The organism is Streptococcus dysgalactiae subsp. dysgalactiae (assembly GCF_900459225.1).
Classification (GTDB): domain Bacteria; phylum Bacillota; class Bacilli; order Lactobacillales; family Streptococcaceae; genus Streptococcus; species Streptococcus dysgalactiae.
Genome location: NZ_UHFH01000003.1, coordinates 950,068 through 966,943, shown reverse-complemented (window position 1 = coordinate 966,943; position 16,876 = coordinate 950,068). Strand labels below are relative to the sequence as shown.

The 16,876-nt window shown below is 35.8% G+C and carries 15 protein-coding genes and 3 pseudogenes; 1 reads left to right on the top strand and 17 read right to left on the bottom strand.

Annotated features, from left to right (window positions below; translation table 11 throughout):
* The first annotated feature begins 129 nt into the window (after nucleotides 1–129).
* Nucleotides 130–593: pseudogene (tnpA, locus tag DYD17_RS05135) on the top strand (IS200/IS605 family transposase).
* Nucleotides 594–745: 152 nt separating this feature from the next.
* Here tnpA and DYD17_RS05125 read toward each other — a convergent pair.
* From DYD17_RS05125 to ltrA, 17 genes and pseudogenes are all read right to left on the bottom strand, one after another.
* Nucleotides 746–1,865 (bottom strand): annotated as a pseudogene (locus DYD17_RS05125) (5-methyltetrahydropteroyltriglutamate--homocysteine S-methyltransferase).
* Nucleotides 1,866–2,016: 151 nt separating this feature from the next.
* Nucleotides 2,017–3,882 (bottom strand): SAG1250 family conjugative relaxase, encoded by a 1,866-nt coding sequence (locus tag DYD17_RS05120; protein WP_115252830.1) that lies wholly within the window; start codon nucleotides 3,880–3,882, stop codon nucleotides 2,017–2,019.
* On the bottom strand, nucleotides 3,869–4,234 hold the full coding sequence (locus tag DYD17_RS05115) for a MobC family plasmid mobilization relaxosome protein (RefSeq protein WP_000263044.1): 366 nt from the start codon (nucleotides 4,232–4,234) through the stop codon (nucleotides 3,869–3,871). Before DYD17_RS05115 ends, DYD17_RS05120 begins: the two co-directional genes overlap by 14 nt.
* A gap of 9 nt (nucleotides 4,235–4,243) precedes the next feature.
* Nucleotides 4,244–4,603 (bottom strand): SAG1252 family conjugative relaxosome accessory protein, encoded by a 360-nt coding sequence (locus DYD17_RS05110; protein ID WP_000529540.1) that lies wholly within the window; start codon nucleotides 4,601–4,603, stop codon nucleotides 4,244–4,246.
* Nucleotides 4,604–5,031: 428 nt separating this feature from the next.
* On the bottom strand, nucleotides 5,032–8,115 hold the full coding sequence (locus DYD17_RS05100) for a DEAD/DEAH box helicase (protein WP_115276397.1): 3,084 nt from the start codon (nucleotides 8,113–8,115) through the stop codon (nucleotides 5,032–5,034).
* A complete protein-coding gene (locus DYD17_RS05095; protein ID WP_032459422.1) occupies nucleotides 8,112–8,921 on the bottom strand; it encodes a Hachiman antiphage defense system protein HamA in 810 nt (269 codons plus the stop codon). Before DYD17_RS05095 ends, DYD17_RS05100 begins: the two co-directional genes overlap by 4 nt.
* Nucleotides 8,905–9,681 (bottom strand): type II toxin-antitoxin system toxin PezT, encoded by a 777-nt coding sequence (gene pezT / locus DYD17_RS05090; protein WP_115252829.1) that lies wholly within the window; start codon nucleotides 9,679–9,681, stop codon nucleotides 8,905–8,907. The genes DYD17_RS05095 and pezT overlap by 17 nt, the downstream gene beginning before the upstream one ends.
* Nucleotides 9,681–10,157: a type II toxin-antitoxin system antitoxin PezA gene (gene pezA / locus DYD17_RS05085; RefSeq protein ID WP_000578851.1), complete on the bottom strand. Its 477-nt coding sequence runs from the start codon at nucleotides 10,155–10,157 to the stop codon at nucleotides 9,681–9,683. The genes pezT and pezA overlap by 1 nt, the downstream gene beginning before the upstream one ends.
* Nucleotides 10,158–10,227: 70 nt before the next feature.
* Nucleotides 10,228–10,515 (bottom strand): hypothetical protein, encoded by a 288-nt coding sequence (locus tag DYD17_RS05080; protein WP_000765214.1) that lies wholly within the window; start codon nucleotides 10,513–10,515, stop codon nucleotides 10,228–10,230.
* Nucleotides 10,516–10,558: 43 nt separating this feature from the next.
* A complete protein-coding gene (locus DYD17_RS05075) occupies nucleotides 10,559–10,954 on the bottom strand; it encodes a DUF5945 family protein (protein WP_000159225.1) in 396 nt (131 codons plus the stop codon).
* Nucleotides 10,955–10,957: 3 nt separating this feature from the next.
* Nucleotides 10,958–11,185, bottom strand: a complete 228-nt coding sequence (locus DYD17_RS05070; RefSeq protein ID WP_115276396.1) for a DUF5965 family protein — start codon at nucleotides 11,183–11,185, stop codon at nucleotides 10,958–10,960.
* Nucleotides 11,186–11,238: 53 nt separating this feature from the next.
* Nucleotides 11,239–12,327, bottom strand: a complete 1,089-nt coding sequence (locus DYD17_RS05065) for a toprim domain-containing protein (RefSeq protein WP_000196746.1) — start codon at nucleotides 12,325–12,327, stop codon at nucleotides 11,239–11,241.
* A 38-nt stretch (nucleotides 12,328–12,365) separates the two neighbouring features.
* Complete coding sequence (locus DYD17_RS05060) at nucleotides 12,366–13,004, bottom strand: hypothetical protein (RefSeq protein WP_000932871.1); 639 nt, start codon at nucleotides 13,002–13,004, stop codon at nucleotides 12,366–12,368.
* Nucleotides 13,005–13,114: 110 nt separating this feature from the next.
* Complete coding sequence (locus tag DYD17_RS05055) at nucleotides 13,115–13,405, bottom strand: DUF5966 family protein (RefSeq protein WP_000893078.1); 291 nt, start codon at nucleotides 13,403–13,405, stop codon at nucleotides 13,115–13,117.
* Between the two features lie 14 nt (nucleotides 13,406–13,419).
* A complete protein-coding gene (locus tag DYD17_RS05050; RefSeq protein WP_000195241.1) occupies nucleotides 13,420–13,719 on the bottom strand; it encodes a DUF5962 family protein in 300 nt (99 codons plus the stop codon).
* A 69-nt stretch (nucleotides 13,720–13,788) separates the two neighbouring features.
* Nucleotides 13,789–14,637, bottom strand: a pseudogene (locus DYD17_RS05045) (hypothetical protein); the annotation flags it as partial.
* Nucleotides 14,638–14,731: 94 nt separating this feature from the next.
* Nucleotides 14,732–16,390, bottom strand: a complete 1,659-nt coding sequence (gene ltrA, locus DYD17_RS05040) for a group II intron reverse transcriptase/maturase (protein ID WP_115276395.1) — start codon at nucleotides 16,388–16,390, stop codon at nucleotides 14,732–14,734.
* Nucleotides 16,391–16,876: the final 486 nt, after the last annotated feature.

Here is a 16,876-nt window from a genome sequence, read left to right as displayed (position 1 = left end):
TTCGCTCCGTAGGTGCGAAACAAATAAACCACCCGCTATGCGGGTGCGCATCGAAGGTTATACCAAAAAAACTCCAAACGCGATACAATAAAGGTGTTCAAGCCTAATGTAAAGCGAAAGGAGCAAAATATGACACAAAAGGCACATAGTTTATCACACACAAAGTGGATGTGTTCTACCACATAGTGTTTAGCCCTAAGTATAGACGAAAAATCATCTATAATCAATATAGAAGTAGTTTAGGAGACATTCTTCGACGCTTATGTAGTTATAAAGGAGTTGAAATTATAGAAGGTCATTTAATGCCAGACCATGTTCACATGTTAGTAAGTATTCCTCCACGAATTAGTGTTTCAAGTTTCATGGGTTACTTAAAAGGTAAGAGTGCCTTGATGATGTTTGATAAACACGCCAATCTCAAATATAAGTTTGGAAATCGCCATTTTTGGGCTGAGGGATATTATGTGAGCACAGTTGGTCTGAACGAAGCCACTATCAAAAAATATATTCAAGAACAAGAAAAACATGATATAGCCTTAGATCAATTGAGCGTAAAAGAATATGAAGATCCCTTTAGGGATGATGGTAAGTAATACCAACGCCTCTTTAAGAGGCAAGTGACGAGTCAAGAGCGATTAGGCTTGAACAAAGTGAAAGCCAGCGTCTTTAGACGCTGGCTGGTGATATGGGCTTATAGCCCCTGTTCAAACCACCCGTTGGACGGGTGGCCATGATTCAAGTGGACTTAATCTTCTTTCCAAACGTCATCAATGATTTCTTTCACTAAAGCTAGTTTCTTCCATTGATCCTCTTCAGTTAGGATATTACCTTCTTCGGTTGATGCAAATCCACATTGCGTTGATAGCCATAAGTTTTTTAGTGGCAGATACTGCTTAGCTTCTTGGATTCGTTTGATAACAGCTTCTTTATCCTCCAATTTCCCATTTTTTGAAGTAATAAGTCCTAGAACTGCAACTTTTTCCTCTGGTAAATGGCTTAATGGTTCAACCCCCCCCAGAACGTTCATCATCAAATTCCAAGAAATAAGTCTCTGCATTTTCTCGAGCAAAGAAGGCTTCCGCAACATCATTATAAGGCCCTTTAGAAGCATAAGTTGAATGGTAATTTCCTCTACATACATGTGTATTGATCGTCAAATCATTTGGTAGATCTTTGATAGCATTGTTATTAACAAAAGGGTAATCTTCAATAACGTCTTGCTTACTCAATCCTTCTCTTTGTCTTGTTTGCCAGTAATCCTCATCAATTAACATGCCCCACGTACAATCGTCCAGTTGAATTGTTCTGACACCAGCTTCGTAAAGTGCTAAAATTTCTTCCCTGTACACTCTCGCTATATCCGTTAAAAATGTGCCTCTATCTTGATAAAAATCACCGATAGAATTAGCATTCTTTCCTCGTTCCAATTCCGCCAAAAATTGTGCTGGAGCTGGAATCGTAATTTTAGCTTCAACTCCTTTATCATCAGCTATTTTCTTGTAAAACTCATAATGAGAGATAAAAGGATGTTTTTCTTTTGTAAACCCTAATTTCCCACGCAAAACAGCGGTATCATCTCGAGTTTCTTCATCGTGAAATAGGTAACCACGACCAAAATGCTCATGTGATACACCATCAAATCCTCAAAAATTATCTAAATGCCAGTAAGAACGACGAAATTCACCATCAGTAATTTTATCAAGACCTGCCGCAACCTGTTTATCCACCAACTCGATAATAGCTTTATCTTCAACTTCTTTTAATGCTTCCTTGGAAATATCACCATTATCAAATTGTTGTCTCGCTACCTTTAATTCTTCAGGACGTAAAAAGGAACCAACATGCTCAAAATACTTCTTAACCATAGACATCACCTCATATAAATTTTGAAATAGTTTACCAAACAATACTATAAGAGTAAATTATATATTTCTAATGATTTGATATAGTTATTGGTTATATCTTTTTTAACTAGGATAACGACCTATGGTATGAATTTATTCCTTAAAAAATGAATCATACCAAAGAAATATCATCCCGATTTTCTAGCTCAAGTGTATTTTCTTTATTTAACAAGCTCACAAACATCTCCAATCTTCTAGCTAATCCTTCATACTCATCAAGATAATGTCCTAATTCCTCTTGCAGTACTCTTATTTCGTCATTCACCTGTTTTAGTGTGATTGATTCCGTCAAATTAAGTTTTGAAAAGTCATACTTTGCTAGTTTTCGACTGCTCGTTTCATCACTCTTCAAATTGATAAGCACTTCTGCCATCTTGTTTAAGGTGGCGATTTTTTCATTTGTTTGAGTCAGTTTGATGTCTAGCTCTGCTATTTCTACAACCAGTTCGTCTTTAACGTCCTGGTATTTTTTGTCTGTCTCTGTTAACTCAATCAAGAGGTTAATATCAGAAAACTTTTCTTGAAGTCGCTCAACAGTCGATCTTCTGTATGGTATTACTCGACTATCGTTGGTTAGCTGTCTAATCAAGGTTCGTCCTTTTATATACTGATTCTTATCCGAATGCTCTTTGTTATAGACAAAGTATGAGGTTGTCTCACAGATATAGACTTTATATTTTGTCTGATTCTCTTCTTCAAGAATATCTAATTGATAGTTGGGAATAAAAATAAAACCGCTCTGCTTTATACCAAAAGACACCTTGATATAAACGCCCTCATCAACTAACTTCTTAATTTGATGTTCTGCAAGTTCCACTTCAAATTCGTGAACGGCATCTCGTTTTTCCTTAAATGTTTCAAAGGCTTCCTCAATCTCTTCAGTGGATACTTTATCCTTATCTCGTTCTTCTTGAAAAGTATGGTACTGCTCCTGTAAATTCTCTAATCCTTCTGAATCACCGACTTCCTTATTTTTAAAGTAATCTTGAAAAAAATTGACATCATATAATTTCTTGTCACTTATTTTTTTATGATTCAGACTTATCTGCTTTCCATTTTTTTCAAGTATGAAGGTTACATTCTTTTGTTTTAAGTCAATGGTTAGATTCAATTCTTTCGCTTTTGTCAGTAACTCTTCTAAAGAATTGACACGGTTCAACAAAAATTCTAAACGACTTTCAATCTCTTGCTTAGCAAAATGCGTTCTAAAAAATTCTTTATCATATAAATCTCGTTTGCTGAGTTGGCGTCCTCGAATTGGTTTTGTCATTGCTCTATCTGTCATCATGAATCGACTATGCTTCTGACTAAAATCAATATAAACATGTAACTGCACCGCTTTTTCTAAAAAATCATCAAAGGACTTTGACTGTTGCATCAAAAAATACAGACGTTTTTTCAATTCAAATTTATGACTAGACTGCCTATATTTTTGATAGTCACGGTAGGAGTAACGTTTCTCGATAATTTTTGCCCCCGCCATTTTAGAAATACGGTCTGAAATCATACGTAAATTTCGTTCTAAGGCATAATTCCATATCAATTTTTTATCTGAATTACTGTCTATGGCATTGACTAAGATATGGTTGTGGGTATGATCTTTGTCTGTATGAGTCGCTACGATAAACTTAAAGCGACCTCCTGTCAATTCCATCATAGTCTCGTAACCAATACGGTTAATTTCTTCAGGTGTCAGATTATCTTCAGGAGAAAATGATTGGATGAGGTGATGGGCATGAATATTTTGCTGGTGTTTTTCTTGTCGGTCATTTCTAGATTCGTACAACTTGTCGTTATTGGTAAAGTTGACATTGTACATTTCTACCATTTCTTCATAGCTAGGGAAGTCTAAATAATTGCTCATGCCAAAATCAGATACCAATTTCAAATTGTCCGTTTTATCAGTATTGAGAATATACTTAATTAAACGCCTACGATATTTTTTTCCATGTGTCGCAAAGTGTTTAGTGACTACCATGAAACTCCTTTAATTTTTTAATCTTTACTTGAAATTCTTTTTCGACTTCTGTAACTAACTCACCAATCCCCTTACGCAATTCATTCAGCTGTTCTTGAGAAATAAGATGACTGTAATTAATAACACGCGCAATTTGATTGATGTTATTTCCAATCCGTCTCAATTCAAATACTAACTGGTCATAGGTATCCGTGTTAATGGTGACAAATGACATATTGGGATTCAGCAACACTTTTCTGGCATAGACTGAAAAATTTTGACAATGACTCTTAGCAATTCGTTCATTCAATTGATGTAACTCTGAATCTGTTAAAAATACTTTTTTGAGATTAGTGCGATATCGATAAACCATAGTAGCCTCCTATCTCATGTATTTTTCACGAAACTCATGACTGAGTGGTTGTACTTGATTGACTTCCGCTATCAATTCTTGAACGCAGCTCAATAAGATTAAAACGTGTTCTTGAGTCACTTGGTGATTTTCTCTTGCAATAATCAAAACTTCATACACATCTCGACTAATCTGCTCAAACTTTTGAGATTGCCAAAGGGAGAACCAACTTTCAAAAATTCTATCCTGATAATTCTTTTTCAACAAATTTTGACGAAGAAATTCTGAGAAACTATCCAGTTTTTGTTCCCTCATCATTTCTTTTATCTGTTTTTCTTCTTGTCTCGTGATTCTAAATTGCTTACGAATCAACTTAATTTCTTGTCCCATCCTACTATCCTTTCAACATTATACTTGTCTGACAATGTCAGGCTGCCTCACATTGTCAGTACGCTTCCTAAAGACCTCACTCTCTTCTTGTTCGGTCTTTGCGAGCTCAGGCATTGTGGTCACAATACCCAAAAAATCATATCGCCAGCCGACAAAAACCTTCCAGTTTTGACAGCCAACGATAAGATAACTTGGTGGCTTCGCCCCCAAACCCCCAGCAGAAAATCAAGACTTGATTTTCTTAGGAATGATATTAGGATAGCAGGGATGATTTGGAAAAGATATCACATCCTAGAAATGAAGGTAAGAAAAAAAGAGAGCTGGATAGCTCTCGGAAAAGTTACTCTTTATAAATTATAGAAACATTCGGATTGCCAGTTTTAGAATCACCAATTATCTTAACTTTTAAAGCTTCATAGAAACTAATTTTACATTTCACTAATTAACTTAGTATAGTAACTTGGAAAATCTGTCAATATACCTTTCAAGTCAATTGATTTCTGTTTGATTTCATTTCTAATCTGATTCTTACTTATAGAATTAATCTCTTGACCAATAACTTGAACTACAATTCTATCTGAAAAACCTAATTCATAGATATTAATTTCTTTTTCAAGAGATAAACCATATTTCAATCTCTTTACCAGCTTATTTAGTACATCTGTTTTTTCTCCATTTAATTCTTCGAGAATATTGTTGATTGCATTTAAAATCATCGATGTTTCATACCCTAATCCATTATCGCAAATAGAAATGATATCCGACATATCAATTAGTTTTAGTTTACCGCTTTTCTTGATACTAATTGATTTTTCGGTACAACTTTCCAATATTTGAAAATAAGAAATGCCCTTAATCCATAGTTGAGAAATATAGTTTAGATTTCCTATACTTAATCTTTTAATCTCCTTGTTGTTTGAAAAAACTATTATAATATCAGTTAAAACACTTAATAAATCTTCTTCTCTCTCGCAAGCAAGGATAAAAGCTATATTTTCCTGAACCCATTTTTTTAACAATTCAGATTGATATAATCCAATTGAGTTTTTTGCAATTATTTCAGTTTTTACTGAACTATCAGTTACCTTGGTTTTTATTAAAGCAAATAATTCTTTTATTTTTCCTTGCTCCTCTTCATTACCTAAGAAATATCCAAAAGTATTTTCAGCTAATCTATCAGTCTCCAATTCAGTAGCATACATAGAAGCTATATAATTTTCAATAGCAACTAGAGTTTTTTCAATTAGATTTATCTTAGAATTAAAATCCTTAAAATAAGGATTGTTTTGTTTCCTTAAATTCGATAACATATCGCCTATTTTTGCTCTATACTCTATATTATTGATAAACCTCTCTATAATCATGCTCCAAAAATCAAATTCTTTTTCACCAATTCTGTAGTTAGTCGAAACAACTGACTTAAACTGTATGATATTTAGAATATTGCTTTGACAACCCTCCGTATTAATAGGATTTAATAATTTTTCATAGTTTTGTTTTTTCCACTTATTTTTTGGTGATTTATAAATATTTGGCTCTGTTAAAATTATCGTTCCTTCTGTATATTTTCCAGCTCTTCCTGCTCTACCTATCAAGTTCTGAAAATCACGAACTTTTATTGCATCTCCTGCTTGATACACACTTGAAATAATCAAATATTTAATAGGTAAGTTTACACCTTGTGCTAGGGTTGAAGTACATACTACATTATTTATTTTACTTTTTGAAAAAGCATACTCTATAGCAATGCGTATCCCCATAGGTATACCTGAATGATGTGAAAAAACTCCTATCTGACTACATATATATTCAACACTATCATTTCCTAAATTTTGACTAATTAAGTTTCCTATTTTTTCAACTTCAGACCTATCTGAGTTTTTTAAAAAATTAGTTAGATCATAATTCCTATTATTTAAGTCTATAAATCTCTTCAAAACAACATTGACCGTATCTTTTCTTCCACAAAAAATTCCTACTCCACCATTATTAATTAGCTTAGTTCCATAATAAATACTTATATCATTTGCGTTTGTCAGTTCTGGAAATACTTTTTGTTTGCGTTCTTTTCCAAGATACTCTAATTCACTTACACTAACAGTACGTGGAACAAAAAATTCTTCTTCAAATGTAATAGGATCTATGAAATATAATTGCTCATTACTCCCGTTTAAATCACTAAACGCAACTCTTTTCTCTGTTGTTTTTATCGAATTGTTAGAAACGATTACTCCATCTTCGTTAAACCACCGATTTATAGCTTCACTATTTGGTATTACAGCAGAAATTAAAATCTTCTGAATTGCTTTTGGAAAAATTTGTTTAACCGTTGACAACAGTAACTCAAAATTGGTTCCACGACTTGGATCATCAAAAAGATGTGCTTCATCAAATATACAAAGTCCTATTTCATCAATAAAACTTTGATGGTTTCTCAATAAAAACAACAATTTCTCTGGAGTAAGTATAAAGACTCTTTTTTTTCCATCATTAAAAATTGAGAAATCCGGTGGAATCTCTGGTAAATCAAAAACTTCACTAACAATCACATTATTCTCATCAACGAAGTGTGCATTAATATCTCTATATATTTCCCTGCACAATGCTCTAAAAGGGGCAATAATCAACGCATTATCAATTCTGTTTGAATAAAATGCTGAGCGTAATATTAGATTCACCGACGCAGTCTTACCCGAACTTGTTGGCATCTGAACAATTCCAGATTCACCCGAAAAAATCCCCTGTCTTCCTAATTCAATTTGAGATGGCCAAAGCTCCTTTATACTGTCTTCCGATTGTATATAATCCCGCCACAATGAAAAATCTAATCTTGAAAATTCATGCAATAATTTCGCTGATGAACTATTTATTTTTTTACATACTACTGCCAAAAGACAATTTACAATGATTATTGAAAAATCGCTCCCATCCCCATATACTTTATATTGCAAATTTCTAAAAATTTCTTTAGAAAACTCAGTTTTTAATAAAATATAATTCCTGTATGATTCAACTAGAGTATTTAATTCACTAGAGAATTTACCTTCTATCGGCGTATGATTCAAAAAGATTTCATCCGTTATAACGTCAATAAATACTTTAATAAGAGTCATACTGTCTTCTAATAGATGGATATCATCCGATATATAGTTAATCATAACTCTCGAACTTCCATTATAATCGCCTAGATAATAAGCTGTGGCTCCCAGTATTGCAATATAGTCTTGATATTCAGCCGAATTTCCTAATCCTGAAGCAAGAAATGCATCAAAATATTCAGCAGCATTGTGTAATTGATTTTTTAATTGTAAATTAAACTTCTTATGATTGATATAGTCTTCAAAATACTCCCTAGCAGTATCTGCAACAATTGCTAGTGCCACAAGAAATGATTTTTGAGCTTCTTCTGAAATTGGAATATGACTCTCCATAGGAATATCAAACTCAAACATTTTTGCTTTAGACCGCACAAGTTTTGAATAATATAATGATTGTTTTCCAAATTCTATCATACTTCACTCGCTTTCGAATAGAGTTCTTTAATAAATTCCATTAATTCATCAGAATGAATAACTAATAGCCGCAATTTCTGATAGTCCTTGTGATTTTTTGAAACCGCTTGTTTGATAATATCAATATCATATGATTGACCGGAGTGGACTGCAGCTGCTCCATAAATAACATTAAATGGATTATCTGTTATATTTAAAAATCTTTCCACTACATTTGCCTGGTCAATATTAGATTCCTTTAATCTTAAATAGCTGGCTACAATTGAGGTTGAAAAGCGTTTAAAATCTTTGTTAGAATGATTAATAGCTTCTTGGAGCTTATTTTTCGCTTTAACGGTACTAGAATTTGATGCCGATGATTTCACTTCAATAACTACGACCTCATCATTCACTGCATTCAAAGAATCTTTCTTATATCCCAAAACATCACTTCCTTGAGTTGAAGTATCTTTATTAACTTTACGATTATAACGAGTCCTAGGAACCACGTATTCTTCAACATACTGAAGATAGTCAGATACTAATATTTCTCCAAAATCTCCTGACATCGTTGAAAGGCCAATACCGCTATCCGAGGGTAATTTAAAATTTTCAAGATACTCTTTAGTGGAGATATTCATACAACCTGTCATTTCAGCAAGTTCATCATCAGAACAATAATTTCTTCTGAATTGTTTTGCCCAATCTTCAAAAATTTCTGAGTCATCTTGAATGTCTAAGTGAAGGATCTCAATCTGCTTACCTTCATCAGTGATGATTGGATCTTCTTGAGTTAGATACTTTATGTAACTATGCATCTTTTTCATTCCTTCTACCTACTTCCCTCAACTGTTCCTGTCCCACCTTCATCATCTCCTCCTCTACCTTGCTCCATTTTCCGAAGAGGCATTCTTGTAGGACATCGGCTGCTGAACCTTTATCTGTTTCAGAATCATAGACACAACGTCTGTCTCTTTGATAAATTTGAATCTGGTCAAAGAGTTTATCAGTTTCTAACTCTCGTAAGTTATCAACTAAATGCTCTACAATAGCATCATGATGTTCTTTAGGAGTTGCTCTAGCTTGGTTTGGATTAACCGCATAGACTTCTTCGTAGCGGATTAAGGTGCTGAGATAGGACAATTCAGGTTTGGTTGCTATCAAAGCTAACGAGACTTGATAGCCTCTTGATTTCAATAACTGAGCTGTTTTTCGTCGGACTTCTGCCGTTCTCAAGGTTCCTTCAATTAATAAATGATAACCTTGCTTGCTGAGTTCATCGACAAGATGTTCCACCATTTTTCCTGCAAAACCTTTGGTATAATCCACGCTATCTTTACTGTATTCTTCTTGTAAAGCTAGATAGTTCGGGTGTAAAGAGCGATAACTATCACCGTCTATAATGACGATATTCCCTTGAAACTCTTTCTGCTTGATACGGTGTATCGTTGTTTTACCTGCTCCGCTTTGTCCGCCAAGTAAAATTGCATTTGGATTAACTGATGTCTCTTTGCCACGAGTTAAAGAACGAATGGTTCGTTTTAAGGCAAAGTCAAAGTCATCTTGATGATAGTCTGCCAGAGCCATTAAGCCACCACCTGATGACGAGCAAGTACCAACATGCGCTCAATACCATCCAAATAACCATTGTAACGCTCCACTTCATCAAACGTATTAACAAGGTAAATCTTGGTATTGATAAGGTCTGACAAGTCATCACTCATTAAAATCCAAGGATTGGTCTCATCGTCAAAAGCGATTCCTTGACTATCTTGATAGCGATATAGTTGAGATAAAATCGCTGCGCCACGCTCTTTGATGACTTCTATTTTTAGCGTCAATTGATAATCTTCTACTGGTGTTAACATCTTCTCTTCTCCTACAATATCAACATAAGAAACATTGAATTTCTGACAAATGCAGTCTATAAGTTCTGTTGTGACTGAACTCGTACCATTTTCATAACGGCTAAGGCTATTTCGTGAAATTCCAACAATCTTTGCGAATTCTGGTTGTGTTAAATCATGGGTTTTACGTAACGATTTGATATTCTCTCCAATCATAGATGATGGCCTCCTATTTAGTTACTTTCATTATAACAAAAAAAGCGAATAATGCACCATTTTTGGTGCGTTATTCGCTTTTCGGTTTCTTCGCCTGCCTAAACTGCTCTATCCGCTTTTCAAGTTGCTCAGTCTTCAATATATTCTTAGCTTCAGTAATGGTCTCATCTAGGATAGGTTCTATTGGCAAAGTTTCAGGAGACATTTTTTCATCTCGGTTAGTTTGACTTGTAGCGTCAAAAACGACATCTAATAATTGGTTGACCTTATGTAAGTCCGATTCAGACATTCCTGATAACCGATGAATAAGACGCTTAAAACTATCTTGATGTTGTGTTCGTTTTTTGAATAACTTCATCTTCTCTCCCCATAAAAAGCAGCCCTTGTAAGGACTGCCTCACTTACAAGTCATCAATAGCTGCTGAAATGGCTTGTAATTTCTTATTTTGCTTATTTTTGTCATCAATCAACTGGTGCAGCTCTTCAATTTTCTTCTGACTTTGACGAATATCCTCATTGTTTTGATCCATCACATCAGCTAGATATTGCTTGTAGTCGTTTGTAATGGTTGAGGAGTGCTTATCTTCTGGTATGGATTGCTCTTGAGTCTTTTGCTGTGGAACCATCTGATTTTTAGACTTTTGTTGTTCCATTTCAAAGGCTGCCACATAATCAACGTCTTCAGCGCCCTCTTGGTTTTCTTTATGAAATAGTGCCGCAATCTTCGCACGTTCTTCTGATGAAGACGTTGGTGTGTTATCATCTAGTGGTTGGTCAAAGGTCCAATCTTTTGTCATGTGTTATTCCTCATTTCTAGTGTCTGATAGTTTGAGTTCTTGTTCTTCTTGGCCAAAAGCCTGCGTCAATGCTTCATCAAAAGTCCAGGGACTATTTTGTTGGTATTTGATAAAGGCTTGATACATAGCCGTTTGTAATTGACTGCGATAGGTTTCTAATTTTTCCGTTTCTTTCGCAACCTTTTCCTCTTGCCTAGCTACTCTTTCGGCTAGGCGTTCAATCACACTCATAGGGTGTCCTCCTTATCACTTTCTAGATTAAGCTAAGAAACTTGATTTTGTTATCACAACTCTAAAGCGGTATTTTTTCTAGGTGGAGGGTTACTTCTTAAAACTTGTAACTTGGCCGATTGTATCACATCTTTTAGAGAATGATTACTATGACCTTTCACAATATCGTTCCAATCTGCTTTAGTTTCTAGTTCCTGTAATGGTGGTAAGTCTGTTTCAATGGGAAGTCCTTTCTCAGATAATTTCTGACAAAAGTCTCGCCCTGCTTCATCATTATCAACAGCTAATGTTATCAAACCTGGGTGGTTCTGAAAAAAGATAGTTGTTTCTTGTATGATACGAAGAAAATGCGCTAATTTACTTGGCTTGATATTATCTAAAAAATTGTGCTTGTCATGTTCCTCTGCTGTTAACCTTAGTGTCTGATAAGCAATCATAGAGAGTTTTAAGCCCTCCATAGAAACCAAACGCACATCTGATAGCTGCTTCTGATGGAGTTGATAATAACTCATCATATCAACCACTGATTCACAAAAGATAAGGCGTTTCGGTTTCCCAATATCAAAGCTCATTCCTATATAACCATGAGAGCCTTTCATGATTTTCTTGAGGTAACCTCGATCATGTTTCTCATTATTTTTGACAAGTCCTTGCAGGCTTGCCCCTTCTAACTGCCCCTGATGATTATAACTCTTAAAGACAAGAACGGATTCTTGAAAGGCCTTTGTCTGATAATGAGCCTGTGCTAATAGCCCTTGTCTGCCAAAAGCATTGATGGTCTCATCACTCAAACCACGAAACTGCTTCAAATAAGTTCGTGCTTGGTCAAATGGTTCTTCTCTTAGATAATAACGAAAGGGTTGATAGGTCTCTTCGACCACCTTAGCCTGTTCAAAGTCTCCTGTTTCAAGGTAGGATAAGGCTTCTTTAAAAGACACCCCTGCCACTAATTGAACAAAATCAATCACATCTCCTTGGATGTCACGTGAAAACCATTTAAAAGTATTGGTATCCACAAAAATCCTAAAAGAATCGTGTTCTGGATGTTCATAGACTTGCCCTGATAGTCGTTTAAAAGAATAACCTAGACTTTCTGCCACCTCTAAAATCGCCTTTTGTTTCACTTTTTCAATTCTTGTCATCTCATCTCCTTATCAAAAAAGCAGAAGATAAACTCCTGCTAGTTGGTCTCACTTGTAGTAGTCCCTTGAATCTTTGGAATGCTTGAATTTACTTCATCAGAAGACTCTTTTAAGTCCTCTAGCTTCCCATCCCAAATGGTTACCTGATTGACAAGGAGTTTATCTGACAATTTGGCATAAGATAGTTTAAGAGAGGTGGTTTCTGTCTGTGTGCTTTTCTGAGCCTTATCACTGAAATCTGACACGTAAACAACCTGATAAGATACTTCCGCAAAAGCTTCATTTTCTTCTGTATTGACATAGATATTGGCAGACTCAAAGCGATAATCCAACATATAGTCTTTATAGACTTGGTTAATGGAATCTTCTTGACGAGATACCTCTTCCTTAAAGGCAGAATCTGTCATATAGGGCTTGATACGGTTGTTGTTCTCGCCTAACTTTTCCTTGGTATAGTATTGTGTGAGAAATTCCTTGACTAACTCATCAGAGAGAACACTTGCCTTCTCTTTTTCTTTCTCTTTGGCCAGCAGTTTTTGAGCCTCAGACTGAATTTGTTTCTGCGTGTGATTGGTTACAGACTGAGAACCAATAGTGTAGCCCATCATCACCATAAAGCTAGTCACCACTAGACCTCCTAAACCAATCAATAGCCGAGCCTTCATTTTATTTAACATCACTAGTGCTATCTCCTTTTTCCATAAGATAGCACTATGATAACAAGATGGACTTGGAAAAGTTATCACAATAAAGAAAAGGACTACCTAACTTAGGTAATCCCATTACGTTATGCCATCCGACTTCTAACAACTTTTCTAACAAGTCCAAAGACAAGTAAAAGATTAAAAATAATATAGAAAGTGGTAAAGCTGAAAATTCCATTGGTGGCTAAATCTTCCACATAGAGGTATCGTTCTGTAAAAAAGAGGTAAATTCCATAGACTTCTGTGAAAGCTAAAAATCCGATTAAACCAATGATAAATAAGCTTCCAAGCATTTTCGCAATCTGGTAAAGGACAAGCAAAATCAGTCCTATCGCTGCGATAATCAAAAGACTTTGAATGATTTGTTCTAACATCTCTACACCTCTTTCTACGTTAATTGCTTACGATAATAATCTGCCTTCCCCTTGTCTAGGTCATCCAGTTGGCCAACCAGGTCTAGATACTCTCCTTTAGTCACTTCATCTAAGTCTGGAAAGTCATTCTCACGAGTCGTGATAATTACCTCTAATTGACCAATGATTTCTCGCTTTGAAAAGCTGTAATCAAGGGTTTCATCTTCATATTGTTCCTTTAGGACTTGATAGTTAGCTCGGTCTTCGGAGCTTATAAAACCTTGTGCTAACCATTCTTCTAATTGGTAACGTATATCTTCTACTGTCTGGGTCATAATCAATTCTCCTTTGATGATTTCTTGACTTCATTTTACCGCGTTCATTATTTTTTGTCAGCCTTTTTCTTAAAAATCAAGCGAAAGTTGTTGGTCCTGTTGCGGTTGGATCGTTTCATTGAACTTAGCTAGTGCTGCATCAATTTCCTCAACCTCTGCTTCTTGTTCAACCAAAGGGGCAAGGATGTCATATTTGGCTTTAACCAGCTGATAATCCTCTTCTTTAGGAAAGACCTTTTCCACTTCAACCCTTGCGACTGATAGCTTATCTTTCAAATTGTTAGCCATTTCTTCTGTCTTTTCTTGGTCTTCTAGGATATGGTCAATGGCATTAGTAATGCGTTGAATCGTTCCCACGTCTGACTTCAAGTCTAAAGAGACAGAATACTGGTTGCTGCCTGAAATGGTTAAAGACACCATATCTGGCAAGGGCTCACTAGGACTTCTGGTTGCCATTTTAAGCTCAAACCCTCTAAAGGTCGCAAGCGTTCTTACTTCTTTGGTTTCAGAACGGTTATAGGTAATGAGTTTACGTAGATAGTCTCCAGCTTCTGCACGGTTATCCATCATCTGGTTATCAAATCGTATGGCAAAATCTTGTGACTTAGTTGCTAAGGATTGAGCAATATCTTGGTCATATTGACTAAGGCGTTTCTCAAGGGCAGGGAGGTTCTGCTCACAGTAAGAAATGGTATGGCGATACTCATCTTTGGAGCGATTAAAGGCACGCTTTTGATTGTCCAATACCGTCAACTCATTCTCTAGTTCCATTTTTAGTTTGAGATAAGGATTACCTGTCGCTAAAGCCTTAAAGTCTGAAGCAGTCATGGTTTGTTCATCAATGTCTTCTGCCGACCGTACAGGATCTTTAGAAGTCATGATTTGCGTGATGTATTTGAGTTTATTCTCCTGTGTCTGGTCGAGTAGGTCAGAGGTCTCACGACCTCTTTCCCCTCTAAGAACCGTGCATGAGAGTTTCCCCTCACACGGCTCAAGCTTCTATAAGTCCTCGTTAGAGAACCAGCGTGTTTTCTTTTATATTTTTATGACAAGTAGGGTGTACCAATGTTTTTATTGGTTTATGGTCTTTCACGGTTTGATGAACTCGGAAATCTGTTTCCTTGGTGATTTTCAATTCGCAAACTGGACAAATCCCTTTTTGTTTATAATATAGTCCGTTAATCACACGTCTTCCTTTTAGTTCTTGTCGCATTTGCTTTTCTTGACGTTCCTCAAAATACGGTTGCCATTGTTCATCAAATGGGTTTGCTTCCGCCTTAATTTTAATATGTCGGCGAATATCAGTATCAGAAGCATATTTCAAGCGAAGATAGAATGGTTCGCCATTTTCCATTGTATCAGCAGTTGGAACACTAAAAATCCAACTACGGCTACCAAAAGTATGGAAATATTTATTAGCAACCCACCTTCTCCCCTTTTTAGGATGTCTTCGGACACACCACTGCCATAGACATTGATAGATATCAAAATCAAGTCTTTGAAATGATTCTGATGAAACGTTGTGCTTTTGGTAGTTAACCCAACCTATGATAATAGGATTTAACTTACGGATTAACAGCTCCTGTTTCATCGACGGGTTGTTTTTGATAATATCCCTGATTTTCGAAACAATACTTTCGTAATTCTTTTTGGAAGGTTTGGTTAGTAATTTTCCGTCGTACATTCTAATGTTTACGCCCAGAAAATCAAAGCCATCCGTGATATGACTTATCAACGTTTTTTCTTCCGATAACTCCAAGCCACGTTCTTTCAAGAACTCAATAATGACTGGTTTAACCTCATTTTCCAATAGTTCCTTACTGACACCAGTAACAATAAAGTCATCCGCATACCTAACAAAATTAATTTTTGGTGCATAGACTTGACCATTAACCTTTTTCTTTCTAAATGTCGTTGAAAGTTTTCTCTCTAGACCATCTAGTACCATATTTGAAATGATTGGTGAAATTGGTGACCCTTGAGGGCTTCCAAACTCTGTTGGAGATAACTTTCCATTTTCGATATAACCACTTTTCAACCATTTTCCAAGTATTGTCTTGTTCATTGGAATGTGTTTCATTATCCACTCGTGACTGATATTATCAAAACATCCTTTAATGTCACCTTCTAAAACCCACTTAGCAGATTTTTGCTTACTCAAAGCTGAGAAACATTGTTCAATAGCATCCTGAGTACTTCTTTTGGGTCTAAAGCCATAAGAATTTGGGTCTGCTGTTGTTTCTGCAATAGGTTCTAAAGCGAACTTAAATAATGTCTGCATTGCTCTATCTGTCATCGTTGGAATACTGAGGGGTCTTTTCTTACCATTTTTCTTAGGAATATAAATCCGTCTTAGTGGTTTTGAACGATAGCCTTTGACCTTTAATTTCTTGATTGCTTGATATTTAGCGTTAGGTGTTAGCCATAACTCTTTATCAACGCCACTTGTCTTTTTACCTTGATTTTCAGTGACACGTTTCACTGCCAAGGCTTTTGCATAGAATGAAGTCGTTAGTAAATGTTGAAGTGATTTCACTCGGTTGAATTTACCCAACTTCCACGCTTTCACAATACGCATTTGTAGTTTTTTAACACAGATTTCAGCTTTCACGAAATCAATATTTTCCCAACTGTTGGCTATGTTAGTAGTAGCACACATTTTACTGTTCATTTGCTTTCTCCTTTCAAAAATTCTACAAGTTCTCTTGTGATTAGAAACCGAATGGAAGTCTGCACTCTTTCAAGTTGAGGCAAATCTTGAACCTCTATCCATCTCATTACAAGATGGCATTCGCTTTTTCCATTTTCCTATACCTGCACTGTTATCAGCATTTCTTACGATTTGCCTTGCTAGAAGCAACAATACAGGCTTACCATGTTCCGCTTAATGAACAAAATGATAGGTTAGGCTCCACCTCTCTGCCGGCAGTCATTTGTCCGTGTAACCCCACTATGGAAAGGGTTAACCGACTGCACACCTTTTGGTTCAGGCTTATCAGCAACTTTAGCCTGTTCAACTTAACGACATTTAACAGTGGTTCACATTTGTTAGCCATACTATCAAGCCTAGCTCCCTAACCGCTTTGTTGCTAGCAGTATCGGTCTCTCCTCACGGTTCGACTTTAAAGTAGGGCTACCTTACGTATCAGCTTACCAC